Source organism: Vibrio sp. (genome assembly GCF_038138445.1).
GTDB lineage: Bacteria > Pseudomonadota > Gammaproteobacteria > Enterobacterales > Vibrionaceae > Vibrio.
The window spans coordinates 25,525-49,114 of record NZ_JAYQDQ010000024.1 but is presented as its reverse complement, the minus strand read 5'-3'; the positions used below and the strand labels follow the sequence as shown (position 1 = coordinate 49,114).

21 protein-coding genes, 1 tRNA gene and 2 pseudogenes are annotated in these 23,590 nt (G+C 40.5%); 10 read left to right on the top strand and 14 right to left on the bottom strand.

Features of this window, described 5'->3' with window-relative positions:
* Window positions 1–103 precede the first annotated feature (103 nt).
* The 6 genes from AAFM34_RS08885 to lptD form a co-directional block, all read right to left on the bottom strand.
* The gene (locus AAFM34_RS08885) at window positions 104–910 is read right to left on the bottom strand and encodes a symmetrical bis(5'-nucleosyl)-tetraphosphatase (RefSeq protein WP_341662025.1); all 807 of its coding nucleotides are present in this window, start codon (window positions 908–910) and stop codon (window positions 104–106) included.
* A gap of 19 nt (window positions 911–929) precedes the next feature.
* The gene (gene apaG, locus AAFM34_RS08880; RefSeq protein WP_152431280.1) at window positions 930–1,307 is read right to left on the bottom strand and encodes a Co2+/Mg2+ efflux protein ApaG; all 378 of its coding nucleotides are present in this window, start codon (window positions 1,305–1,307) and stop codon (window positions 930–932) included.
* 70 nt (window positions 1,308–1,377) lie between these two features.
* On the bottom strand, window positions 1,378–2,184 hold the full coding sequence (gene rsmA / locus AAFM34_RS08875; protein ID WP_341662023.1) for a 16S rRNA (adenine(1518)-N(6)/adenine(1519)-N(6))-dimethyltransferase RsmA: 807 nt from the start codon (window positions 2,182–2,184) through the stop codon (window positions 1,378–1,380).
* A gap of 12 nt (window positions 2,185–2,196) precedes the next feature.
* Entirely contained in the window at window positions 2,197–3,189 is a 993-nt protein-coding gene (gene pdxA, locus AAFM34_RS08870; RefSeq protein ID WP_341662021.1) for a 4-hydroxythreonine-4-phosphate dehydrogenase PdxA, read from the bottom strand.
* The gene (gene surA / locus AAFM34_RS08865) at window positions 3,179–4,474 is read right to left on the bottom strand and encodes a peptidylprolyl isomerase SurA (protein WP_341662019.1); all 1,296 of its coding nucleotides are present in this window, start codon (window positions 4,472–4,474) and stop codon (window positions 3,179–3,181) included. Before surA ends, pdxA begins: the two co-directional genes overlap by 11 nt.
* Before the next feature lie 51 nt (window positions 4,475–4,525).
* Complete coding sequence (gene lptD / locus AAFM34_RS08860) at window positions 4,526–6,904, bottom strand: LPS assembly protein LptD (protein ID WP_341662017.1); 2,379 nt, start codon at window positions 6,902–6,904, stop codon at window positions 4,526–4,528.
* A gap of 148 nt (window positions 6,905–7,052) precedes the next feature.
* Here lptD and djlA point away from each other — a divergent pair, with 148 nt between their 5' ends.
* From djlA to AAFM34_RS08840, 4 genes are all read left to right on the top strand, one after another.
* Window positions 7,053–7,910 carry a co-chaperone DjlA gene (gene djlA, locus AAFM34_RS08855; RefSeq protein WP_341662015.1) on the top strand — a complete coding sequence of 286 codons (858 nt, stop codon included), beginning with the start codon at window positions 7,053–7,055 and terminating at the stop codon, window positions 7,908–7,910.
* A gap of 278 nt (window positions 7,911–8,188) precedes the next feature.
* Window positions 8,189–9,595: a site-specific integrase gene (locus AAFM34_RS08850; RefSeq protein ID WP_341662013.1), complete on the top strand. Its 1,407-nt coding sequence runs from the start codon at window positions 8,189–8,191 to the stop codon at window positions 9,593–9,595.
* 7 nt (window positions 9,596–9,602) lie between these two features.
* Window positions 9,603–12,527: a VPA1269 family protein gene (locus AAFM34_RS08845; RefSeq protein WP_341662011.1), complete on the top strand. Its 2,925-nt coding sequence runs from the start codon at window positions 9,603–9,605 to the stop codon at window positions 12,525–12,527.
* Window positions 12,517–13,251 carry a hypothetical protein gene (locus tag AAFM34_RS08840; RefSeq protein ID WP_113605242.1) on the top strand — a complete coding sequence of 245 codons (735 nt, stop codon included), beginning with the start codon at window positions 12,517–12,519 and terminating at the stop codon, window positions 13,249–13,251. Before AAFM34_RS08845 ends, AAFM34_RS08840 begins: the two co-directional genes overlap by 11 nt.
* A gap of 151 nt (window positions 13,252–13,402) precedes the next feature.
* Here the strand turns inward: AAFM34_RS08840 and AAFM34_RS08835 are convergent, their stop codons facing one another.
* The 5 genes and pseudogenes from AAFM34_RS08835 to AAFM34_RS08815 all read right to left on the bottom strand — a co-directional run bounded on the left by AAFM34_RS08835 (window position 13,403) and on the right by AAFM34_RS08815 (window position 17,690).
* Window positions 13,403–14,689, bottom strand: coding sequence for an HNH endonuclease signature motif containing protein (locus AAFM34_RS08835; RefSeq protein WP_341662009.1), 1,287 nt, complete (start codon window positions 14,687–14,689; stop codon window positions 13,403–13,405).
* A 62-nt stretch (window positions 14,690–14,751) separates the two neighbouring features.
* Window positions 14,752–15,705 (bottom strand): DNA cytosine methyltransferase, encoded by a 954-nt coding sequence (locus tag AAFM34_RS08830; protein WP_220125357.1) that lies wholly within the window; start codon window positions 15,703–15,705, stop codon window positions 14,752–14,754.
* Complete coding sequence (locus tag AAFM34_RS08825; protein WP_113605315.1) at window positions 15,702–16,640, bottom strand: DNA cytosine methyltransferase; 939 nt, start codon at window positions 16,638–16,640, stop codon at window positions 15,702–15,704. Before AAFM34_RS08825 ends, AAFM34_RS08830 begins: the two co-directional genes overlap by 4 nt.
* On the bottom strand, window positions 16,637–16,801 hold the full coding sequence (locus AAFM34_RS08820) for a ribbon-helix-helix domain-containing protein (RefSeq protein ID WP_113605316.1): 165 nt from the start codon (window positions 16,799–16,801) through the stop codon (window positions 16,637–16,639). Before AAFM34_RS08820 ends, AAFM34_RS08825 begins: the two co-directional genes overlap by 4 nt.
* Before the next feature lie 266 nt (window positions 16,802–17,067).
* Window positions 17,068–17,690, bottom strand: a pseudogene (locus AAFM34_RS08815) (transposase).
* Between AAFM34_RS08815 and AAFM34_RS08810 the strand changes: the two are divergent.
* Window positions 17,689–17,841 (top strand): hypothetical protein, encoded by a 153-nt coding sequence (locus AAFM34_RS08810; protein WP_341662003.1) that lies wholly within the window; start codon window positions 17,689–17,691, stop codon window positions 17,839–17,841. The pseudogene AAFM34_RS08815 and the gene AAFM34_RS08810 sit on opposite strands and share 2 nt — an antisense overlap.
* A 353-nt stretch (window positions 17,842–18,194) precedes the next feature.
* On the opposite strand, the gene AAFM34_RS08805 is transcribed toward AAFM34_RS08810, so the two are convergent.
* Window positions 18,195–18,404 (bottom strand): helix-turn-helix transcriptional regulator, encoded by a 210-nt coding sequence (locus AAFM34_RS08805; protein WP_341662001.1) that lies wholly within the window; start codon window positions 18,402–18,404, stop codon window positions 18,195–18,197.
* A 100-nt stretch (window positions 18,405–18,504) separates the two neighbouring features.
* Here AAFM34_RS08805 and AAFM34_RS08800 point away from each other — a divergent pair, with 100 nt between their 5' ends.
* The 5 genes and pseudogenes from AAFM34_RS08800 to AAFM34_RS08780 all read left to right on the top strand — a co-directional run bounded on the left by AAFM34_RS08800 (window position 18,505) and on the right by AAFM34_RS08780 (window position 21,188).
* Window positions 18,505–19,050, top strand: coding sequence for a hypothetical protein (locus AAFM34_RS08800; RefSeq protein WP_341661999.1), 546 nt, complete (start codon window positions 18,505–18,507; stop codon window positions 19,048–19,050).
* Between the two features lies 1 nt (window position 19,051).
* A complete protein-coding gene (locus tag AAFM34_RS08795) occupies window positions 19,052–20,356 on the top strand; it encodes a HipA domain-containing protein (protein ID WP_341661998.1) in 1,305 nt (434 codons plus the stop codon).
* Between the two features lie 60 nt (window positions 20,357–20,416).
* Window positions 20,417–20,621, top strand: a pseudogene (locus AAFM34_RS08790) (hypothetical protein).
* The gene (locus tag AAFM34_RS08785) at window positions 20,618–20,815 is read left to right on the top strand and encodes a hypothetical protein (protein ID WP_089194159.1); all 198 of its coding nucleotides are present in this window, start codon (window positions 20,618–20,620) and stop codon (window positions 20,813–20,815) included. The pseudogene AAFM34_RS08790 and the gene AAFM34_RS08785 overlap by 4 nt, the downstream one beginning before the upstream one ends.
* 13 nt (window positions 20,816–20,828) lie before the next feature.
* On the top strand, window positions 20,829–21,188 hold the full coding sequence (locus tag AAFM34_RS08780; RefSeq protein WP_341661992.1) for a transcriptional regulator: 360 nt from the start codon (window positions 20,829–20,831) through the stop codon (window positions 21,186–21,188).
* A 157-nt stretch (window positions 21,189–21,345) separates the two neighbouring features.
* On the opposite strand, the gene AAFM34_RS08775 is transcribed toward AAFM34_RS08780, so the two are convergent.
* Window positions 21,346–21,423 (bottom strand) — tRNA-Ile (locus AAFM34_RS08775).
* Window positions 21,424–21,727: 304 nt separating this feature from the next.
* On the bottom strand, window positions 21,728–23,581 hold the full coding sequence (gene rpoD / locus AAFM34_RS08770) for an RNA polymerase sigma factor RpoD (protein WP_341661990.1): 1,854 nt from the start codon (window positions 23,579–23,581) through the stop codon (window positions 21,728–21,730).
* Between the last annotated feature and the right edge of the window lie 9 nt (window positions 23,582–23,590).

Sequence of the window (23,590 nt, the reverse complement as noted above, 5' to 3'; positions counted from 1 at the left end):
CCGTCCGCTCCGCCACTCTTCTTCTAAACCCCAGCAGCAATGCTGGGGTTTTCTTATTTCTATATCAATCACTCTTTTGCGATTTCTTATTAGCTAGCCTTGATTAAGAAATGCTTTCTTGAGAATAGTACTGCTTATCTTCCCAGCGGATCATAGTCAGGCTTCCTCCCCATACACACCCAGTATCTAAACCTATGACTTTTTTTCCCTTATAGCCTTCAAGCGCTGCCCAATGGCCGAAAAGGATGGTTTTCTTGAGCTTCTTTTGTCGTTTGAGTTCGAACCAAGGCTGCAAATTACTTCCGATCAAATCTTTAGGGGGGCGTTTGCACTCCATATCCAAACTAGCATCTGGAAAGCAATATCTCATTCTAGTGAAAGCGTTAATGATAAAGCGGTATCTCTCGATACCTTCCAGTGTGTTACACCATAGGTTGGGTGTGTTGTTATACATGTTTTCAATAAGCCAAGGCCATCGGTCGCTTTTTAATATAGCCTCTACCTCTTTTGCGCACTTTTTTGCAGTAGATAAAGTCCATTGAGGAGTGATCCCGGCATGACAGACAATAAACTCCTCGTGCTCTGCAAGAAGAGGTTGTTGGCGTAGCCAGTTTAATAACTCATCGCGATCCTTTGAGTTGAGAATTTCACCTGTATTGTCTTTCTTTTTTGGCTGGTGAATGCCGAGAGATACGGCAAGGAGGTGCAAATCATGATTACCTAAAACAACTTTGGCACTGCTTCCCAAATTCTTTATAAAACGCAGTGTTTCTAATGACTTGGGACCTCTTGCAACTAGGTCTCCTGCCACCCAAAGTACATCATTATTCGCGTTAAATTTGACTTGTTTGAGTAGCAATTGAAGCTCATCAAAACAACCTTGAATATCACCGACAATGTAATTGGACACAACCAATCCTATTTTGTAATTAGTTAAGAATGTTAGGTAGTGCTAACCGAAATGGTTCGATTTCGGTGATGAATTCTTTACCTTTCTCATCCAGTAAAATGTACTGACCTTGCATAACACCAACAGGTGTTTCAATGGCGGTTCCGCTACTGTATGTGTATTCATCGTTACCTGAAATAAAGGGCTGTTGGCCGACTACGCCATCACCTTCGATAGTCATTTGCTTTCCGTTAGCATCGGTAATGAGCCATCGACGGCTAATAAGTTGAACAGTTTGGTTACTTAAGTTCTTTATTGTGATGACATAAGCGAAGACATAATGCTTCTCATCTGGCTGAGACTGCTCTGATATATATTTGGTGTGAACTTGGACTTTAATACAAGGGGTAGCTTCCATTGGGACTCCTGCGTATCAGTCAAAAATTAGAGTTGCCTAGCTAATAGTTACAACTCTAATTATATGAGTGTTATCTCGGATTTGCGTCTAACCAATTAGCTAGATCAACAAATTGTTCTAGAGTTAAGTTTTCTGGGCGCATGCTTGGGTTGATACCAAGCTCCTCTAATACATCTGAACTTACCAATGACTTATAGCAGTTTCTTACTGTTTTACGTCGCTGATTGAAGCCTTCCCTACATACCCTATCTAACCAACTAAGATTAGTGGCTGGGTATGGGATTGTCTCATACGGAACGAGGCGAACCACAGCGGAATCAACTTTAGGTGGTGGGACAAAAGCGGTCGGGGGAACTTCTAGTACGGGCACAACCTTACAGTAATATTGGGCCATTACTGTCAAACGACCATACGCTTTTGTTCCAGGACCTGCTGCTAGCCTATTCACTACTTCTTTTTGCAGCATAAAGTGCATATCTTGAATATCTTTGTGATATTCAAACAGGTGGAACATTAAGGGAGTGGAAATGTTATAAGGCAGGTTGCCAAAAATGCGTAGCCTGTTATTGGGTTTTACAAGCTGTGTGAAGTCGAATCGCATTGCGTCGCCTTCATGTATAGTCAGTTTATCTGCAAGATCTGGGTGCTGTCTCAATCGCTCAGCAAGATCCCGATCAAGTTCAATTACTGTAAATCGGTCGACTTCGCGACCTACAGGTTCGGTAATCGCCCCCAAACCTGGGCCAATTTCAACTAAGTTTTGCCCTGGTTTAGGGTTGATTGCAGATACGATTCCATCAATGATATATGGGTCGTTTAAAAAATTTTGACCAAAGCGCTTTCTTGCTTTGTGTCCTAAATGGACATCGTTTCTCATATTTTTCTCAAGTTAACTTATTTTATTTTCGACCAGCTCTATTGCTTGAGTCAGTGCCGTTGCAAAACTTCCTGTATCAGCTTTGCCTGTTCCAGCCAGTTCTATCGCTGTACCGTGATCAACGGATGTCCTAATAAAAGGTAAGCCTAAGGTGATATTCACGGACTTACCAAATCCTTTATATTTTAACACGGGCAGAACTTGATCGTGATACATTCCTAGTATGACATCCGCATCATCAAGATATTTGGGGCTAAATATTGTATCCGCGGGGAGTGGGTCAGTTAGAGAGATACCTTCCTTTACTCGGAGGTCATCAAGTACCGGAGTTATGGTATCTATTTCTTCAGTGCCCAAACAACCATCTTCACCTGCGTGTGGATTGAGCCCACAGACATATATCTTGGGTGACGAAATGGAGAATTTACTGATCAAATCTTGGTGAAGAATGCGGATAACATTACGTAAGCGATCCGCGGTAATTGCTTGCGAAACCGCAGATAGTGGGATATGAGTGGTTACCAACGCAACTTTTAGACCTTCAGTGGCCAGCATCATAACAACCAAAGGAGTGTTTGACATTTCAGCCAAGTATTCTGTGTGCCCACTAAAAGGGACTCCAGAGTGATTAATAATGCCTTTGTGTACAGGGCCTGTGACTAAGGCGTCAAACTCGCCATTTAGGCAGCCCTGAGAAGCGCGTTTTAAGGTCTCTAATACGTAATGACTGTTACTAGAGTCTAGTTGGCCGGGTACTGCTGGAGAGACTAACGGGACATGCTCGACGATTAAGGTTCCTGCTTTTTGAGGAACTGGCAGTGTCGATGAGTCATAATCAATAAGCTCCATCTTCACATTTAGCAGCTTCGCTCGCTGCATTAGCATATTTTTGTCTGCACATATAACCACTTGGTGTGGCCAGTCTTTTTGAGCGAGAGAAATAGTGAGGTCTGGTCCTATACCAGCAGGTTCACCTGCGGTAACTATAACTCGTCTAGTTGTCATCTCGATTATCCTTGACGATTTCTACAAAAGCGCTAGCTCGGATTTCTTGTAACCAAGCGCTTGCTTCTTCGTTGAATTTACGGTTAAAGATAATCCTATATGCTTTGTTCTTCAAAGCGGAATCGGTACGGTCGACTTCTCTTCTATCCATCACTTCAAGAATATGCCAGCCGTGTACAGTTTTAAATGGTTCACTGATCTGTCCGATACGAAGTGAATCTACCTGATGCTTGAACTCTGGAACATAGATATCAGAGGTTTGGTAACCCAATTCACCTTGTTGAGCTGCAGAGCCAGGATCTTGACTGTACTGCTGAGCCATTTCTCCAAAGGTGGACTCACCAGATTCAATCTTACGAGTTATCTCTAGTAGTTCTCTTTTTACACCTTCATCACTTAGAATTACGGTTGGTTTGATAAGGATATGTCGAGCTTTCACTTCAGTGACTGCGACGGTTTCTAGACCTTTGACATCTTCAATCTTTAAGATATGAAAGCCTACACCGCTGCGAAAGGGGCCGATTATGCTGCCTTTGTTTTGCAGTTTGATGTGATCTGCGAAGATAGTCGGCATTTCTTCTTTTCTCATCCAGCCCCAATCACCGCCTTGCAAAGCTTTAGGACCTTTAGAGTATGTGTATGCCATGGTTTTGAAATCTGCGCCTTCGTTTAGCTTTTTTACGATTTGATTGGCTTGCGCTTCCATCTCAGCTTTATTGCTATCATCGTTAACTTTTAGCTGAATATGTCCGACTTTGTACTGCACTGTCGCGTTAGTTTCTTTGGCTAAGATATCAGCTAAATTATCTACTTCGGCTGGTAATATATTGATCCGGCGACGAACTAATGCATTACGCGCCTCACTCGCTGCTATTTCCTTTCTAACTTGCTCTCTAAATTGAACGTAATTTAGTCCTTCTTTAGTTAAAGAAGACTTGAGTTCTTCAAGAGATTGTTTGTTATTCTTTGCAATATCTTCAATAGCTTTGTTTAGTCTATTGTCATCAATGCGTACGCCAATCCTATCTGCTTCCTGCTGCTGTATAGTGTCTACAATCAATTTTTCTGTCACTTGTTCTCGCAGTGTCGCATCATCGGGTAAAGCTTGTTGATTGTCTTTGGCATTTGCACGAATAGTTTTTAATGATGTTTCAATATCGCTTTGTAGTACAACCCCAGTGTTGACAATAACAGCTACACCATCAAGTTCTGAAGGTGTGGCTTGTGCCGTTGTCAGCTGGCTAGCAACAAAAAGCCCAAGTAAGATTTTGTTCCAAAGTTTCATTCAATTACCTGTAATAGTCTCACCTGTGTCTTTAGAACTCAGGCTTTTAAATTAGTTGTTTAGGAAAAATGGGCGGCCATAGCCAAGAGAGTTATTGGCACTATTTTCGCTCAATTCGCCTGAGTTTGAGCCTATGCTAGTACCAAACCCAATGATGCCAAAATTGAAACTAAAGTTGTTCTCATAAGTTGGCGTAGAGTTTGGATAACTTGAAAAATTAGGGCTCCAGTCTTTGAGCTGATTACTATAGCTAAAACCAATGTACCAGCAATCTGACCGATAGTTTACTCCAGCTAACCATTCTAGGGCATTGCTGGTGGTGAGGTCGTAAAAGTATTGCCCGCTAGCAGTCCATTTTCTGGTTAGTTGGTAGCTAGCAAGTAAACCAGCTTGAGATATTCCATTTTCTGTTATTGAATCTAGGTCATCGATGCTATCTAGAGTGTTCTCTATATACTCTCGGGTAACGTAGCGGTAGTTACCTTGGATAAAACCTTTATCAAAGCGATACTCAAGAGTACTATTGGCCAATTGTAAATCGCTGGTGTCGACGTCATATTGTATCCCACCATGATAAAATAAGTAATCGTCGTAGTTAAAGTCCATTTCAACGGCCCAAGCCGAGTAGTTGGACTTAGTATCTTCGTTACTCAAGGTAGAATTTTTGGTGTCTTTATCAAGGTAGAAAATTTGTCCAAAGGAGATGTTCAGTCTTTCTTTATACTGATTATCAAAAAATCGCGTGGAGGCACCATAGCTGAATTGATTTGCAGCAGCGATACGATCGACACCGCTATACTTCCGGCTTCGAAAAAGACCGTAATAGTCGGTTTGCAGAAGAGTAGTGTCGTATAAGTAAATTTCGCTTTGGTCTTTTTCTGGGACATATAAGTACTGGACTTGTGGCTCTAAAGTCTGTGTGTAGTTATCAAAAATAACGGTATCACGTTCAAGAGTAATGCCTGCATGTGTTCTAAACTCAGGAATTACCCGCGAAGTTGACTCTTTTAAGTTATACCCCTCGCTAGACAGCTCGGCTAGATCCAAACCACTTAAGTCCTGCTGGTAATATGTTCCAAGTAAACGAGCCTCTGTTGTCCAATTACCCCAAGAGGAGGCGACAGGAACTTTTATGCCAGGCTCTATATGTACTCGAGTAGCGGATGGTTTTTCAGGGTTATCGGTATCAAATTTGGATATGTGGCTTTTAAAGTCTAAATCAAGATAACGCATCACCTCTGGAGCGTAGGAGTTAAAGCTAAGCTGTGGCAACAAGCGGTACGGGGTGTTATCGCTTTCCGTTAAAAGCTGAAAATCTCGACTCAAAATGGAGGCATCCCAGCTTGTAGAACGGTAAGTTACAACCGCTTCTTGAATCAACTGCCCGTCAGATTGATTGCCCAAACTGGATCCAGTGTCTGCAAAATATCGGATATCACTCACTTTTGAATAATCAACCCCTAGTTTCCAATTTTCATTATAGATACCAGAATGTTGCCATTGGATACCCCAGCGATCACCTTGTTCTGGGTATTTCTTATCATCAGGTAGATATTCAGATTTAAGTGTGCTGTAGCCTAAATCGGATAGATAGCGGAATTCACTATTTAATTGGGTACCGCGATTTTGCATCGATTTAATGGTTGTCTGCAAGTCGTAGTCTGGTGCCAAGTTCCAGTATATAGGCACTTCCATTTCGAAGCCGTCGCTCGAACCATAGGAAGCGGTCGGATAGAGAAATCCCGTTTTACGAGTATCGCCAATTGGAACAGTTAGGAATGGTAGATAAAAAACAGGTACGTTTTGGATCTCAAAGCGAGGGTTATAAAATGTCGCTTCTTCTTCGTTTTGGTCGATGTCGATGCTTGAAGCTCGCATGCGCCAAGAGCTGTCTCCCTCAGGACATGAAGTAATGGTACCATCTTCCACTTCATATACTGCTTTGCCTGTTTTAGCAACGTATACAGCCTCACCACGCCCTGGTTCACACAGAAACTTATAGCTAGTGTTTTCTAGAGTGACTTCTTCAGAGCTAATATTGTGTACAGCCTTGTCTGAGATGGTTTTGATCTGTCCATCGCTAAACACAACGTTTCCTTCTGCAACAACGATATCGTCTCCCTGGTGTACGGTGACGTTATCTGCCTTCATGCGTTTGTTGCCTTGAACTACGGTAACATTACCTGAATATGTTGCCTTGTTACCGTTTATTGCCTCTAAGTGGTCAGCATCAACATTAACGGGTTGTTGTTTACTTTCAGACTCTTCATTATTGACCACACATTGGTCAATAGGGTCTAATGTCTGACACTGACCAATGAAGGGCATCTCTTGTGAAGATGTTGCCGCAGCGTCTCCAGCATTAGCTTGAGATATAAGAAAAGCGGCGCTAATTGAACTGGCTAACAAGGTGCGAGGAAAACGTGACATCGAGTTTGACTATCCTGTTGAACTTGATATATCCGGTGAATAGATGACCGAATGTAAAATTAAACGGTCCTTATAATAAAGGAATTTAAAGCTTACGGCACTATCAGACTGCTTTATGAAGAAAAAATTCAGAGATTGAGAGTAAACAATGCATATTTTCGGCAAAATACTGGGTACTTTTTTTGGTTTTCTTATGGGAGGACCATTTGGTGCTATTTTCGGCTTATTCTTAGGTCATCAGTTTGATAAGGCTCGTCGCTTAAAGCTGGCAGGTTTTAGTTCAGACTTTGGTTCTGGTCCGAGTCAAAGCGAGAGGCAGGCAGAATTTTTTAAGTCTGCATTTGCCGTTATGGGACACGTAGCAAAAGCTAAGGGGCAGGTTACACGGGAAGAAATACAGTTAGCGACAACAATGATGGAACGTATGAGCTTACATGGTGAGCAGCGCAGGGCTGCGCAAGAGGCTTTCCGTGAAGGTAAAGAGCGTGACTTCCCCTTAGAAACAGTTTTAGAGCGTGTGCGTATCTCTGCCGGTGAAAGATTTGATTTGATGCAGTTTTTCTTAGAGCTACAGATCTCAGCAGCATTTGCTGATGGGGATATACATCCTAGTGAAAGGACTGTGCTGCATAAAATCGCCCAAGGTCTTGGCTTTTCATCCCAGCAGCTTGAACAACGTTTAAAAATGCAGGAAGCAGCATTTCGTTTTCAGCAAGGAGGAGGCTTTGGTGGGCATTCTGCTGGTGGACAGTCTCGTGGTTCTGGCAGCGGTTGGCAACAAAACTCATCGGCTAACCAGCTTAGTGATGCCTACAAACTCCTAGGAATAGATAGCAGCGCGGATGCCAAAACGGTTAAGCGTGCTCATAGAAAGCTAATGAATGAACATCACCCAGATAAGTTGATGGCAAAAGGATTACCACCTGAGATGATGAATGTTGCTAAAGAAAAGGCTCAGGAAATTCAAAGTGCTTATGATTTGATAAAAAAAGCAAAAGGTTTTTAGGCAAAAAACCTTGATATCGAAAGTAAAAAACCTGATGAGATTCATCAGGTTTTTTTGTGTTTGGTGGCCCCTCGCAGATTTGAACTGCGGACCAATCGATTATGAGTCGACTGCTCGTATATAACCTATAATGTACTTACAACAACTTCCAACAATAGTCTTGATAACTATAAGTTAAACTGTATTATTGTTCAAGTGAGTTTAAGTGTTGATCCCTTACAACTTACAACAAGAAGATGGAAGATAGTTAATCATTGTAAGCAAGAGAGGTTAGGTGAATGAAGTTCAGGAAGCAATCTTACGCTCATCCTGTTCACCATGTTACGGTAAAGCAGAAAATAAAGCTCAAGAGTGGAGTGACGAATCACTTTATCGTCCTTTACATCAAACCTCTTGGCTCAGAGAAGCCAATCGTATTTAGAGAGTTAATTAGCTACTTCGAGACAAATAGTAACAGCGGGTCTTGGCAACGTCAGGTAGCCCGAGCAATTGGCTTATTCTACGACTTCTGTGTTGAGAAGGCTCCTGCCTACAAGAATGACAACAATGTTGCTGACACCATAAGGGGCTTTATTCAGTGCTCATTATCTGGAGATTCTGGTTTGGGTTGGACTCCAAGCAGCGCAAAAACAGTCAGAAGGAATGTCGGTTACATTCTAGATTTCTCTCGCTACATAGGATTGAATGGCACCCTGCCTAAGTCACCTTCTAAGATACATAAGGAGTATTTCTTTCGTGCTAGCCAAGTTAAGAATAACTCGTTCCTGAGCCACGTTACAGACGTTAATAAGGTTGCTGCTAGGCTACAGGCGACTTCAACAGATCACATATTCAAGTTTTCCAAGAGTACTACCACAACCTCCAACAAGGTGTCCCAGTTTCCAGAGGATTTGATTGAGCCACTTCTAAATGAAGGATTCAAACTGCGAAATGGAAGAGAAAATAATGGTGCTAAGATGATTACAATGCTCTTGATTTTTGGTGGGCTAAGAGAGAGTGAGCCGTTCCATTTATGGTTCAACGATTTCAATATTTACCCTAGCTCGGGGAAGCTTGAAATCTCTCTTCATCACCCATCAGAATCGAGTTGTGATATCCCTCCATATAAAAATAAAAGTCGAGCAGAGTATCTTTTGGAGCGAGGCCTATTACCGAGAGATAACGAGAACAATTCTAACTCTTATTATGCTGGGTGGAAAGACTTGGCTCTTGATCCAGACTACACAACACCAATTAGATTAATTCATGAAGATGCTGAAATATTATTCGTTAAATTGTTCAAACAGTATATGCATCAAAGAGAAGTCTGTATGAGAGAGTATAAAGCCAAGTATGGATATGAGCATCCATTCTTTTTTATAAAAACTGGAGATGTGAATGATCTTGGTGCGCCGATGTCAATTAACTCTTATTTAAAAGCATTTAAACAAGCATGTAAGAGACTTCAAAAATTAGGATATTATGTTGAGTATGGTGCAAAGAACGGGATTGCGCCGCACTCTATGAGACATTGGTTTGCATCAATTTTGGAGGAGGCTGGCGTACCTCCAAAAGTACTTCAAGATATGATGAACCATAGAAGTATTATGTCACAAGAAATATATAAGTCAGCGAATAAACGAGCAATCGACGAAGCTTTGAAAAATGTTGCAGGTGTATATCTATTGTCTCTAAAAGGTATGTAGGTCTAAATTGAAAATCACAAAATCAACTGTCTTAAAATACATCGAAGATACGGGCGTAAAAGAGTTAAGCAACACGAAATTGATTGAGTGTTTCTTGGTGTTAAATGCTACATCATTACCAGATGTTTTTTCAGAAAAACTGCATGATGAGATGCTACGCAGGAAAGTTTGCTTCTCTGAATTCTACAACTTTGCCAAGTTCAATTGGTCAGCCTCATATTTAACGGCTTTGGCTACTAAGTCTAGTCCTGATGTTCAAAAGTTTGTGGATGAATTTGATGAGCACAATTCATCTTATGGTGACAACTCTGCACCAAGACAAAAGGGAAGGCTCTTCGCTAGGCTCTATTCGTTATTTTACAAACGATATCGTATTAAGGAATTGAAAATAGAAGATGCTCAATACCTTTTTGATTTGGTCGTGAGTAATTATGATTTATTCAAAGGAAACAGAGGCGATGAATCAAATAACCTTACAAGGAGGGATCTTTACGGCATAACTGCTTTTCTAAGAACAATCTATGAGTTTAACGAAACTGAAGTTCCGAAAGGTATTTTAGAGAAGATTGTTCCTGACGATCTTATTAAACCTCAAGGTAGAAGTATTGCTCGTGGAAAAGTCAAATCTCTAGGCCGTCAAGAGCAGTTAGCTGCATATTCTCTTCTTGTAAAGATTAATGAATCTTACATTGATACGCTTATTTTAAAGACCCAGAAGGGGCAAAATTCAGCATTTTATAACTTGCTTGATTATGTTGAGAATGTGCTGGGGATTGAGTGTATTCATACAGTCGATGAACTAACTGAGCTTTTAGTTCAGGGACGTAGAGGTTCTCAACGTTTTCTTCACTATCTAGAGAATGAAGTTAAAGCGACTGTTAGAGCGAAGTCCATGTACATCCGAGATATGATGCTTTGGGCGATGAATGAATATAACATTGATCCTGAGAATGGTTTCGAACCTCTATTTGATAATTATGAATGGGATCGTATTCAGAGAGATAAGATTTTCAAGAAAAGTACTGGTTCTAGTAAAGACGAAACACCTAAAGCGGTGATACCAATGCGAGTCCACCAACTAGCCATTGATATCTTGCTTGACGAGGAATATAAGTGGGCAAAGACGCTTAAAGATCAATATTTCATTGATGATGAAGGTAATAGTGTATTTAACCCAACCTTGAATAATCTATTGGCTTTGGTTTTTCTATTACCGATAAGAATAATTCAGGCTCAAGTGTTAGATAGTGGTGAGGGTGACGACTATCGTTATGACTTTGACAGTTTACGATGGATACCAAATGACAGTGGTCATGCAGGTTATTGGAAATCGAGATATTCAGTTAATCAAGACCGAGGGTTTGTTAAGCGTGACATTAGCTTAGTAAGGGAAGCTATACAGAGTAAAAATATTGATGAAAATGGATCCCCAATAGTTAGACAAGCCTACATGTACATCAACACGAATAAGACAGCAGATAGAAGTGTAGCTTTCAGTGAGGTTAGTGGGTATACGATTCCTTGGCATCATGAAGATGCACTTACTATATATTCACGACAGTTAGAGTTTTTGAACAAACATCATCCCGTTAAATCTCCTGCTGCCATGAAAGATCTTGATAGACCTCAAACTATCCTAGGCGGCAAGCCAACTGCTGCGGTTTTAGAAATTACACCTTCACGCTTCTATTTGTTTAGGTGTAATTTGAATTCTGATGAAAAAAGTAGAGATTTCCCACCGACTAAGCTGTTGATTACAAAGATGTGGAACCAATTGATGATGGAGATCCAGTGCCGTCTTGATGCTGAGGGAGCTGATTACTCTGTAATATCTCAAGAGAAACTTGAAAAATTTAGAAATAATGTTGGCGGTGGTAACTCTTACATCAGCTATCTAACGCCGCACTGTACACGAGTTACAGGAATTACAAGGCTCGAAGAGTTTGGTGTGCCTATTCAGATCATTTCTAAGTTAATCGCTGGCCACGCCAACGTAAGAACTACATACCGTTATACCAAATATGATAAGAGCTATATAAATGACAGAATTACTGAAGCTCAAGCTAAAATAAGCAGCAAGATGGAGTTAGCGCTTACAGAAGAGCTGAAGACATCGGATATCGAGAAAGCGAGACAGATTGCTTACGTCCCTGATATCTATCTAACGTCTTGGGGAGAGGTTCAAGAACGTAGCTGGAACTCTAATACATTGGGAATATGCCCGAACTCAGGGACTCTTTGTCATGAAGGTCGTGATGAAGATGCTGCACAGTTTAATGGTGTAGGGAAGTGCTTGAATTGCAAATATCTAATCAGTGGTAGACCATTCTTAATTAATATTTGGGCGCATGTTAATTCTCTTCTTTATAAAGCGAAAGAACTCAATGATGATTATATTCTTCTGCAAGCTGATTATAGGAAGCTTATAAAACAGAGGAAGCGTGAGTTCAAAGCAAATGGTCGTTCAGATGAATGGGCTAGCCTGAACAAGTTGATTAAGAAAGCGGAGAATAGTATGGAAATGAACTCAGGAGATGTGAATTTAATTCTTTCTGAGGTTTACTATGGGAACTTACTGTTTGAAACGGTTAGGAATCTAACTAATACCAGCGAAGATTTCGTTGAAAGTATCGGTTTTGAGGATTGTACTAACTTTGAACATTTGAACGCGGTGGTAGAGTCCGAGTCTTATTTGCCCTATTTCGAAAGAGATAAAAACTTGAAGTTCAAACGTGACACGTTTGTTGATAAAGCACTTGTTGCCATTGGTGAGCAACCAATATTTCTAAGGAACTTAAGTCATGAGGAAAAGGAGCAGGCTATATCAGCAACGGCAAAGTTGATTGAAAACGACATCAAAGCACAGGAAGGGAAGTATCTAGTTGCAGCTTTGAGATTAGAGAATTTGATGGAGGTATGCCATGCAGCATGATGTTGATACCGTTCTAAAGAGCCTTCTTAAAGATGCAAATTTAAATGTTGAAACACGCCTAAAAGCGTTGAATAAAATTATTTATGGTTTTAAAAAGAATCATGTGGATTTAACCGTGCCTAATGTAGTTGGTGCATTAGAGGCTATTGGAATAAAAATGAGTGCCAGCTCAATTTATAACAAAACCGTTCGGGGAAAACCCAACCCATACAGAGTCTTATTCGATGCGTGGTCACATGATATAGATAAGGAAAAAGTAAGTAAGGCATCTGCGGATTATTCACCTGTAGACTTTACTTCAATGACAGATGCTGATTTTGCAACCATTGGTAGTGATGTTGTTAAGTTCAAGGTTCAAACTTTATATAACGAGTTGAGGTCAGCAAGAAATCAAATAAATATGCTCAAGCAAATTCATGACTTACCTATTATTGAAGATACAGGTGAAAAACTTATATATCGTAAAAATGGGCTAATCGATGATGCTGTATCACCATCTCAAGGTATCAGTACCTCAGAGTTAAATGAAGAATGCATTGAAGAATATGCAGATGCCATTCGCTATTTCTTGAATGGTAATAGTAAAATTGAATTTGATGATGAGGGTTTCTTAATCGCTAAAACAACAATCCGAAAAGGTGACATGCTTAGTGATATTGATTTTAAAGCCGCGATAGAAACTGCATATAAGGCATTGATAGAAGGCGAGGAAGGAAAAGTGTAACAGTGTCCTTCCACTGTTACACTTTTCTAACTTAACTCGCCTATGGAAAAAGCATACATGTATCATTGGCTAATGTAATTAAGTATCAGAAGTATTTAATATGCTATAATTTAGTTGCCCTTTTTGTTGTCCACTGCATTTTGCCACTAAGCTAAGCTCCATAATTAATTCGTATTCTTAAAGCATCAGTACTTATGTATGGAGGCAAATCAACTTTGTCAGGGATTGACTCTTTATAAGTCGGATCTGCCAAGATAGTGTCAGATTTAGTAATGCTTCCATCAGGATGTATCACAAAGTGTCCCTTATCATACAGGGTGTGGAGATCAGTCCGAAGTAATATTCCGTTCCACACCTCATCTGAACCGTTATCTTTGACTTGAATTATATGGCATGCTTGCAATACGTCTTTGACACTTGTTCTTGAAAGTAGGCACACAGCATTACCAGCTTCTAGCACCGCCTTTCTGAATTTCGCTTGTGATGGGCGAGCAGTAACAGTTACGTTAACTTTGTTTCGGATTTGTTCGGAGATTTGGACTCGCTCCTCAAAGTCATGAGCTTGTTCAAATGGTTCTCTTAAAGAAAAATCAACAGAGTTTCCTAGTAAAGATGCAATGAAAGCTGCATCTGTGGAATTGATAAAGAACTGTTGGTTTTCATTCGAAAGTTTTTTTCCTGATAATGTTGACTCTCTCAGTGATAAAAATCCGTAATAGTGTAAAAAAAGTAGATACTCTCTAATAATTCTGTGGTCATTATCTTTTTCTCTGGCTTTCCAGATGGTTGAGAACTCTTCAGGTTGCTCTCTAAAAATCAGAACACCATCAACGATTTTTTCGCTTGGAGTCAATGCGCCTACTAAGGGAATAACCACCGTATATAGCTCTTCAGTTGTCAGGTAACCGAAATCAGGATTGCGTAGATACAACTTGTATGTGATCTCAAGTATAAGCTCTAAGGGCTTTAATGAAATACCATGACGTTTCCAATCATCAATCTCAGCCTGTGAGTGAACGTGGCTATTAGGTAATTCAAGAGTTTTAACTATGTAGGTAGCAAATTCTCCTCGAGATAATTTTCTCTCAACATATTCTCGAGCTAAATTTGATATTTCGATACCCTGAGATGTAGAAACTAAGAGACCAAGATTTTTCCAGTATTGTTGCGAGTTTCGAAAGAGGTTTCTTTTACCTGTTCTAGCCAATCGTAAAGGCTTACTTTTACCTTTAGATTTAAGTTCTTCCGATAGGTCAATATCGATTTGTTTCAATCCGTCAAATACTGAGTCAGCATTTGTTGGTTTACCTTGATTTTCATACAAAACTCTAAGGCAACCAAAAAAAACATTTGGTTTGTTTAAGGATTCACTAGGTGTATTACTAGCCCACTGCCAGCGATAACCAGGAAATGGTTTTATGATTTTATTGTAATTCATAGCATCACCTCTGTTATGAGATGATGCTAACACTAACACTTAACTGTATAAATAACAGTTAACTAGGTACATTCTTCGCACATAGAGGTTTCCTGAGCTTCGGTTAGTAACATTTTACCTAAGGCATAACCAAGTTTTGGGGGAACCGCATTAGCAATTTGTCTGTAGCCTGAAGTTTTACTACCACAAAACTCAAAGTTATCAGGGAAAGACTGTATGCAAGCAGCTTCCCTAACTGTAATTCTGCGATGATTACCTGGATGGTGTAGTACGACAACACCTCCTTTTTCATCACCACGCCCAGTAATTGTAGGCGATGGTTTATGAGGATCTATCGTTCTATGTCCCAAATGCCCGTTAAATTTTAATTTGAATGCAGAACATACATGATTAGGTATATGTGTTCCTTGTTCTGGCTCGGGGAAGTGAGCTAAAGCCTCTCCGATAGTTATCCATTTAGGATATGATACTCCATCTTTAGTATGTGTAGGCGTAGGTGGAAAAGTAACTATTGGTTTGGTGTCTTTCCTTACTCCAAGGATGATCACACGCATACGAGTTTGAGGTACTCCATAATCCGCACAGTTCAGCAGTTTGTACTCAACCTCGTATCCTAACTCCGCGAAGTCTTCTTTGATTTTTTCTATTACTTTGCCCTTGTCTAAGGATAAAATCCCTTTTACATTTTCGGCAATAAAGTATCTGGGCTTCTTGTCTCTTATAACTCGAACCATTTCTAGGTAAAGCTTGTTACGAGGGTCATTAGCTTTTCTGTTCATATTGGCTACAGAGAATCCTTGGCAAGGGAATCCACCAACTACCACGTCACAATCGGGGATAGAGCTGGAGTCAACCTGAGAAATATCGGCTAAAACAGCATGACTACCAATATTCTTTGAGTAAGTTTCAATTGCATCAGCATAAATGTCATTAGCCCAGATAATATCTAATCCAGCTTGTTTTAGGCCTAGGTCAAGACCTCCAGCACCACAAAATAACGATACAACTCTCATCATTTATTCTCAAAGTAATCTTTAAAGCCATTTGCAATCAATTGTGCAAAATGTACAGGAACAGCATTTCCAACCTGTCTATAGCAAGAGGTCATGCTGCCAAAAAACTCGAAATCTATAGGAAAAGTTTGAATCAAAGCTGATTCTCTTATAGACATTCTTCTGTGGTTATTGGGGTGCTGAATAGCACAAACCCCACCTTTACCATTACCACGAGCTAAAATCGTTGGAGACGGTTTTTCAGGGTCGGTTTTTCGATGTCCTGTAAAGTTACGGTTAGTTACTTTGTACTGAGAGTAAACATGGTTTAATAGTTCATGATTACTTTCTGGTTCAGGGATTTGGGACAAAGCTTCACCTATCGACACCCATGGCTTATAACCTTCTTTTTGTGCCTTCTTAGGCGAGGCATGAGTTTGCTCTGGATACTTATATTCCCACTGAATATCTTTACGTACACCAATGATAAATACACGCATCCTAGACTGGGGAACACCGTAATTAGCTACATTAAACAATTTTTTGGAGACGACATAACCTGCTTCTTGAAAGTCATTTTCAATTTTCTTGATCGCTTCGCCATTGGCTAAACTTAGGATTCCTCGAACATTTTCCGCTACAAAAAATTTTGGTTGTTTATACTTAACGACACGAAGGAACTCTAAATAAAGTTTATTTCTATCATCATCCTCAAAACGCAATCGGTTGGCTTGAGAAAAACCTTGGCATGGAAAACCCCCAATAACTAAATCACAATAAGGAATATCTGTGGTTGCTATGTCGGTAATACTGCCGTGAATGATGTGCTCACCGATGTTGTGCCTATAAGTTTCTACAGCATCTTTATCAAAATCATTTGCCCAAACTATATCGAAGCCTACATTTTTAAATCCTAAATCAAGACCACCAGCTCCTGAGAATAGAGAAACTACTTTCATTTGGATTTACTCTCTTTCTTTAGCTCTTTCAGGTAGTGATCTACCGCCTTTCTGACTAACCAAGCAATAGATACATCTTTTTCCTCTGACAATTTGATTAACTCTTGATAGTCTTCATAAGCTAGGGAGACAGACAACCTAGCATCACACTTTTTCTTCATTTGCACTTAACTCAGGTAATTGACAGGTGAACTGTACACCACATTACACCACATTACACCACTCTGTGTTAAGGTTAGTTTTCCTCTGAGCTTTCTGACTATTTTCATCCATCTAAATTTAATCGTATCGCTTGATAGCTATTAAACAGAAAACGTCAAGCAGAACTTCTCCTTCTAAAAATTCTTTCAACTATTAGTTTGACGCAGTCTAGGGCTTTGTAGCGTAATTCGTTGTAGAGATAAATTTGTCCCACTTTGTGTGTTTCTTAGTCAATACGAGAAGTTTCAGGCATACCACTCCCTGTAAGCTTGTTTAACGCTTTGATTATGGGGTAAGGCTCACCAGCCTGAGCATTGTAGTTTCTCAGACTTACTTTTCCACCTAGCAACTGCTTCACCCGATATAATCCTTGGTGTCATAAGCTCCATCACCTTATATCTCAGCGATCTTTCTGGTGTTTGTGAGTAGATTTGGCGGCACTTTTGCGTCAGTCACGCTCGATAGATTCCATTCCGCAGTGATAATTTCGTGAGTATCAGTATCAACGGCAATATGGAGTTTTCGCCAAACTCTGCGTTTACCGTCCGTGACATGCGTTTTGACGCCACCTTCACCGTAAATCTTGAGACCAGTGGCATTGATGGCTAAATTTCTTATCACTTCAGAAGTTTTTAGGCTTGAACGAGATTTCCACCTGCTTAGCTCGGCGACTGATACAGGGGTAATGTGGGGACTTCAATGGAACTTGGGAAAGCATAAAGACAGAGTCAATAAATCCTTGCAGAGTTCGTAAAGGCGTTGAGAATATATGCTTCTTCATCAATCCAGAAGGTGAGTGAGCCATGATTTTCACTGTTTCCAGTCGGTTTTGTAACGAGGTTTAGGCATGATGCTACGGTGGAAAGTGAATGTCACTGCTCTGATCGTAGAATCGAGACTGAGTTCCATCAATTTACGTAACAAAGCCGCAGCCCTAGCATCATCGCAATCGGTATTTGGGACAGACAGTTCAAAAGAGGCTTTGTTGCTTAATAGTTAATTCACCAAGAATAGGAGCCAAAATTCAGATCGAAACTCTTCGGTGATTCCAGCTATCTACCAAGCGATAAGGCATTGATGGGCTTGTTACCGCTTGAGGAATCACAGATGAAATGGATTATTCTTTTACGCAACAAAGCCTTCAAAAGATTAAACACTTTTCGCCTAATGCATCATGATGAATTACGAGCACTGATTATAGTTGCTCAGAGTTGAGCACTAATGGTAACAGTATCAAGTTAAGGCTGAAGGGTTAGCTGTTTTGGAAAAGTAGTTTAGAAAATCAGACTACTTGCTTTAAATCATGATTTACAGAGGCGCTGGCTAGGTTCGAGCAACGGTACGTCACAGTATTTAAGGTAACAACACTTTAGGATCACAGCCCAGAGTCTCCGCAATTTTATATAATTTTTCAAGCGTAATATTGACTTCACCACGCTCAATACGCCCGATATAACTTCTATCTATTTTAGCGAGAATCGCGAGCTTGTCCTGCGAAAGGTTTTTCGCCTTCCTTACTTTTGCAATGCGTCTGCCAACGGCTATCGCAAGCATGTTGTTCATGTTTTTTTATTTACGAAATTAATTTGTTGAACAATCGCATGTTGCGGCGCAGTTATCCACGGACTATAATCCTCAAAATGAATTTTAACGGTTATTTTTTGTGCAAACGAAGATAAAAATTAGAAAAGAGTTATTTCTCGCCATTTATCACACTGAACATTTCTCAGCTAACGACCTTAAGTCTTTGCCACTGGACACTGATGAAAAGGAGTGTTTATCAAATCAATATGTTGAAAAAAAATTAAAGGAGATGTCGCTTATCGGTGCCGTTCTTTCATGTGGCTTCGATAAACATGGAGATGAAAAGTTCTCCAAGGGATTTATGTTCAATCACATCGATTGGGATGTTGTTGATTATGGCAATTACAATGAGAACTCTAGTTACTTTGCTCTCAAGGAAGAAAGTCTTTTGACGAAACTACAGGATAAATTGTCTTTTTTATCAATGTCTTATAGCATAAACAAAAGAGCCTGGAAGTATTTCAATTTGTTATGTACTCAACATTCAGAACTTCGTCCATGCTTAGAGCAATTCATATCTGAGCATGACAACCGTAGATTAGACATCCAAGCTGAAATGTTAGCAGTAGAAAATGCGATTAACTTATACAAAGACATAGCACTACCAGTAGAGAATAGGAGTTAATTTGTACAAGCCTATACTTTACGCATATGCTACAAACAACATGCTCGTAGGGAAATTTGCCCAACAGTCGAAGTGTAATCTATCATTTTCTTATTCTGACGAGTGGTTAGCATATCATTCAGCTTTCCCGATCTCGTTAAGCCTACCGCTAATGAAAGGTGAGGTTTCATCATTTAATGTATTGAATTTTATAAATAATCTCCTTCCTGACTTAACGGGTGAGCGATTAGAACTCGCTCGCTCAGTAGGTGTGCAATCTGTCGATGCGCTCACTTTACTCTCTAAAATCGGACACGACTGTACAGGCAGCATTTCGTTCACTGACTGCAAGGAGCCTCCAGTTGTAGGATGGGAATATCGAGAACTATCTGCAAGTCAATTAGATGAACTCGTTACTCAGCGTAAGTCATTTCTTGCTTTTTTTGGTGACTACCGTCCGTGTATCTCAGGGACACAACCCAAAACAACGCTAATGAAGCTGAATGACAAGTGGTATGTTCCGCAAGGAAAATCAATCAGTAGCCACATTATCAAGTACCCGATGGGGGCTATTGCTCAAAATAACTCAGTGCTAGATATGAGAAGCAGTGTTGAGAATGAATTCATTTGTACTCAAATTGCCAAGAAGCTTGGTTTTAATGTTCCTAATGTGGAGATAATTACTACCGTGTCTGGAGCTAAAGCCCTGGCTGTAGAGCGGTTCGATAGATGTTTTAGTAGCAGTGTCACGTCTCGGAGGCATCAAGAGGATTTTTGCCAGTTTTTCGGCGTTCCTGAAACTAAAAAGTATCAATCGGAGAACCAACTGGGCATCTCTAAGGTTGCTAATTTTTTGGATGCTTCTACAAAAAGCCATGAAAATACTCGTGACTTTTTTAAGTTTATGATTTTTCAGTACCTTATTGGTGCAACTGATGGTCATCTAAAAAACTTTTCGGTGCATATTGATTCCAATGGATTCCATCAACTCACACCATTCTACGATTTACTGTCTGCATATCCTGCTGTAGGTCCTAAAGGGTTGAATAAGAGAAAACTAAAGTTGTCGATGGGTCTAAAAGCATCCAAGGGATATAAATACCATATCAACAAAATTTGCTTACGACACATGGAGCAAACCGCTAATCAGTTCGGTATTAGTAATGCTGAATGCCATGAGATCATCTCAGACCTTCTCACTCAATTCAGTGACGCATTCAGCTCGATAGACAAACGATTCCCAGGGGAAGAGTTCGCATTTGTAAAGAACGCTATATTTCAACATGCCACTGAAAACGTCGAGAAGTTAAACAGATCAATCAAGTAAACGTCTTGGGTAACAATTACTACCACTTTTGTAAACTTACTCGCTAGTAATGAGGGATATATGACTGACGCTATTGCTAATGAAAGTAACATGACTCTTGATTTGAGGCAGTCTTTTGCTCTGTTAAGTGTTGATAAGAACGGTATCGTAACGATGAAGTTTGGTGATGAAGTAACGGTTCTTATGAACGACAAATGCTCTGCAATCGCTACAGATTTGTTAAAAGTGATCGCGTCAATAAAACAACGGGAGTAGTGAGCAATGAAGAATGAGGAAGATAAAATTAGTGATCTGACAAAGCCGTCTTGTGAAAGTCAAAACGTTGATCGCTTTCTAGATTTATTCGAAAAAGACATAGAGCAACATCCTAATAAATTGATCGTTCCTTCTCAAGAAATGCAAGAACAATTAGACGATACTGTCGGTGAATATTCAGTCGATTTAGATGGCGACGATTAGGAATGAGGATAGTATGAAAGCAAAAATCGGCATTCTATCAGAAGAGCTTGCTCGTAAGCGCATGATTCGCATTGCAGAAGGAAAAGTGACGTCTGAAGAACCTTTCCCTCAATTTTTGTTTGAGTCACTGGCTGTGCTTTCACAACTGCTGTCTAACGAAAATGTTGAACTGATGAATTTACTTGCTCGCGAAAAGCCAAACAGTCTTGATGAACTTGCTGAAATGAGTGGGCGTTCTATTAGCGATATTAATCTTACCCTTAAAGCACTTTCATCCAAGGGCTTTGCTCGTATCGAGACGAAAGGAGGTAAATCCCGACCAGTAGCGTTGTTTACGACGTTCGAGATCGTTATGGGCAGCTCACTACTCTGAGAGTATCTAATTTGAGTAGTTTAGTCATGAGTGGGTAAATTACTCAAATCAGGGAAATAAGTGAGCTGGCTGCCTATTAGCTCTATGGCTTGCGCCCTGATTACTCAAAAATAAAATACAAGAAAAAGCCGCATCATGTGATGCGGCTTTCTTATGATGGTGCGCCCACTCGGGCTTGAACCGAGGACCTGCCGATTATGAGTCGGATGCTCTAACCAAACTGAGCTATGGGCACGAAATTCTGTATGGCCGATTCTGCATGGCAAACCATTTGTTGTCAATGAAAAACAAAAAGTTGTGAATTAACAACAAGCAAACCTATTGTAGTCAGGGGTCTTAGTTAAATGTTGTAAATCAATGGGGGTTTACACCCGTTCTAACCACTGAGCTAAGGGGCCTTTGTAGGTCAACGATTATAGGGGATGATGATAGGGCTGTCTAGATACAAAATAGGGTAAATTAGCCTATATTTTATCCACTTAAACTGTTTGGTTATAAAAAAGGCGAGCCTCTGCTCGCCTTTTGACCATGGTGTTTAATTATTCATCTAAGAAGCTGCGCAGTGTTTCTGAGCGGCTTGGGTGACGAAGCTTACGTAATGCCTTGGCTTCGATCTGACGGATACGCTCTCGAGTGACATCAAACTGTTTACCAACCTCTTCAAGAGTGTGGTCGGTATTCATATCGATACCAAAACGCATACGAAGAACTTTAGCTTCGCGAGGTGTAAGACCTGCTAGAACATCTTTTGTCGCAACTTTTAAGCTTGTAGAAGTTGCTGAGTCTAGAGGAAGCTCCAAGGTTGTATCTTCAATAAAATCGCCAAGATGCGAATCTTCATCGTCGCCTATCGGCGTTTCCATTGAGATCGGCTCTTTAGCAATTTTTAGTACTTTGCGAATCTTATCTTCCGGCATTTGCATGCGTTCTGCCAATTCTTCTGGAAGTGGTTCTCGGCCCATCTCCTGTAGCATTTGGCGAGAGATACGATTCAGTTTGTTGATCGTTTCGATCATGTGTACTGGAATACGTATTGTTCGAGCTTGATCGGCAATAGAGCGAGTGATTGCTTGTCGAATCCACCAAGTTGCGTAGGTCGAGAATTTATAGCCACGGCGATATTCAAATTTATCAACTGCTTTCATCAAGCCGATGTTACCTTCTTGAATCAAATCCAAGAACTGCAAACCACGATTGGTGTATTTCTTCGCGATAGAAATAACCAGACGTAAGTTAGCCTCGACCATTTCTTTCTTAGCTCGGCGGGCCTTTGCTTCACCGATAGACATACGGCGGCTAATATCTTTGATATTTTGTACCGTTAGAGAAGTCTCTTCCTCAATCATTTTGAGTTTCATGATTGAGCGACGTATGTCTTCTTCGCTACGTTGAATTTTTTCTGCATAAGGCTTATCAGAAGATAAAATTTCGTCTAGCCATGCTTCGCTTGATTCATTACCAGTAAAGAGCGTAATGAAGGATTTTTTCGGCATTTTACCGTATTCAACAGACGCTTTCATGATCAGGCGCTCTTGAGTACGGACGCGCTCCATTGAGGTGCGCAACTCGTCAACTAAGTAATCAAACTGCTTAGGAGTCAGACGGAATTCTTTGAACACATCCAATACAAGCTCGTGAGCAATCTGTGCTTTCGGGCTTTCATTGCCGTACTCATTACACGCCAGCTGAAAATTTTGGAAGGTGTTGCGCAGTGAAGTGAACTTCTCAAGGGCGAGTTCAGGGTTAATGCCCATTTCTTCTTCCTCTTCGTCGCTATCTTCACTGTCTTCATCGACATCTTCATCATCTTCGTCTTCTAAGTCTGACTCAGCCAGCTCTGAACCTATGTGGGTTGCAGTTGGCGCTGCTGTTTCATCAGCATCAGGGTCGACGAAACCGGTAATGAGGTCAGTAAGGCGCAGTTCCTCAGCTTGAACTTTATCGAATTGCTCAAGAATATAAGGAATGGTTCCTGGGTACTCGGCTACAGCATTTTGAACTTGGTTAATACCATCTTCAATGCGTTTTGCAATATCGATTTCGCCTTCACGAGTCAGTAGTTCTACTGTTCCCATTTCGCGCATATACATACGCACTGGGTCCGTGGTACGGCCAATTTCATTTTCTACGCTAGATAATGCGGCAGCAGCTGCTTCAGCGGCATCTTCATCGGTAATAGTATCATCGTCATTCAGAGCAAGGTCATCGGCATCAGGCGCAGTTTCAACAACTCGGATGCCCATGTCGTTAATCATTTGAATGATATCTTCAACCTGCTCAGAATCTACGATTTCTGCTGGCAGGTGATCATTTACTTCTGCGTAGGTCAGATAGCCTTGTTCCTTGCCTTTAATGACAAGTTGTTTTAGCTGTGACTGCGGATTTTGATCCATAGACGGTAT

Coding starts and splice junctions, on each gene's coding strand:
- rsmA (WP_341662023.1), bottom strand. CDS start 2,184: ATGAGAAACGATGTCCATTTAGGACACAAAGCAAGAAAGCGCTTTGGT.
- djlA (WP_341662015.1), top strand. CDS start 7,053: ATGCATATTTTCGGCAAAATACTGGGTACTTTTTTTGGTTTTCTTATG.
- lptD (WP_341662017.1), bottom strand. CDS start 6,904: ATGTCACGTTTTCCTCGCACCTTGTTAGCCAGTTCAATTAGCGCCGCT.
- AAFM34_RS08820 (WP_113605316.1), bottom strand. CDS start 16,801: ATGAAGAAAAAGTGTGATGCTAGGTTGTCTGTCTCCCTAGCTTATGAA.
- AAFM34_RS08785 (WP_089194159.1), top strand. CDS start 20,618: ATGAAGAATGAGGAAGATAAAATTAGTGATCTGACAAAGCCGTCTTGT.
- surA (WP_341662019.1), bottom strand. CDS start 4,474: ATGAAACTTTGGAACAAAATCTTACTTGGGCTTTTTGTTGCTAGCCAG.
- AAFM34_RS08840 (WP_113605242.1), top strand. CDS start 12,517: ATGCAGCATGATGTTGATACCGTTCTAAAGAGCCTTCTTAAAGATGCA.
- AAFM34_RS08805 (WP_341662001.1), bottom strand. CDS start 18,404: ATGAACAACATGCTTGCGATAGCCGTTGGCAGACGCATTGCAAAAGTA.
- AAFM34_RS08780 (WP_341661992.1), top strand. CDS start 20,829: ATGAAAGCAAAAATCGGCATTCTATCAGAAGAGCTTGCTCGTAAGCGC.
- AAFM34_RS08830 (WP_220125357.1), bottom strand. CDS start 15,705: ATGATGAGAGTTGTATCGTTATTTTGTGGTGCTGGAGGTCTTGACCTA.
- AAFM34_RS08810 (WP_341662003.1), top strand. CDS start 17,689: ATGATGCTACGGTGGAAAGTGAATGTCACTGCTCTGATCGTAGAATCG.
- AAFM34_RS08825 (WP_113605315.1), bottom strand. CDS start 16,640: ATGAAAGTAGTTTCTCTATTCTCAGGAGCTGGTGGTCTTGATTTAGGA.
- apaG (WP_152431280.1), bottom strand. CDS start 1,307: ATGGAAGCTACCCCTTGTATTAAAGTCCAAGTTCACACCAAATATATA.
- pdxA (WP_341662021.1), bottom strand. CDS start 3,189: ATGACAACTAGACGAGTTATAGTTACCGCAGGTGAACCTGCTGGTATA.
- rpoD (WP_341661990.1), bottom strand. CDS start 23,581: ATGGATCAAAATCCGCAGTCACAGCTAAAACAACTTGTCATTAAAGGC.
- AAFM34_RS08850 (WP_341662013.1), top strand. CDS start 8,189: ATGAAGTTCAGGAAGCAATCTTACGCTCATCCTGTTCACCATGTTACG.
- AAFM34_RS08835 (WP_341662009.1), bottom strand. CDS start 14,689: ATGAATTACAATAAAATCATAAAACCATTTCCTGGTTATCGCTGGCAG.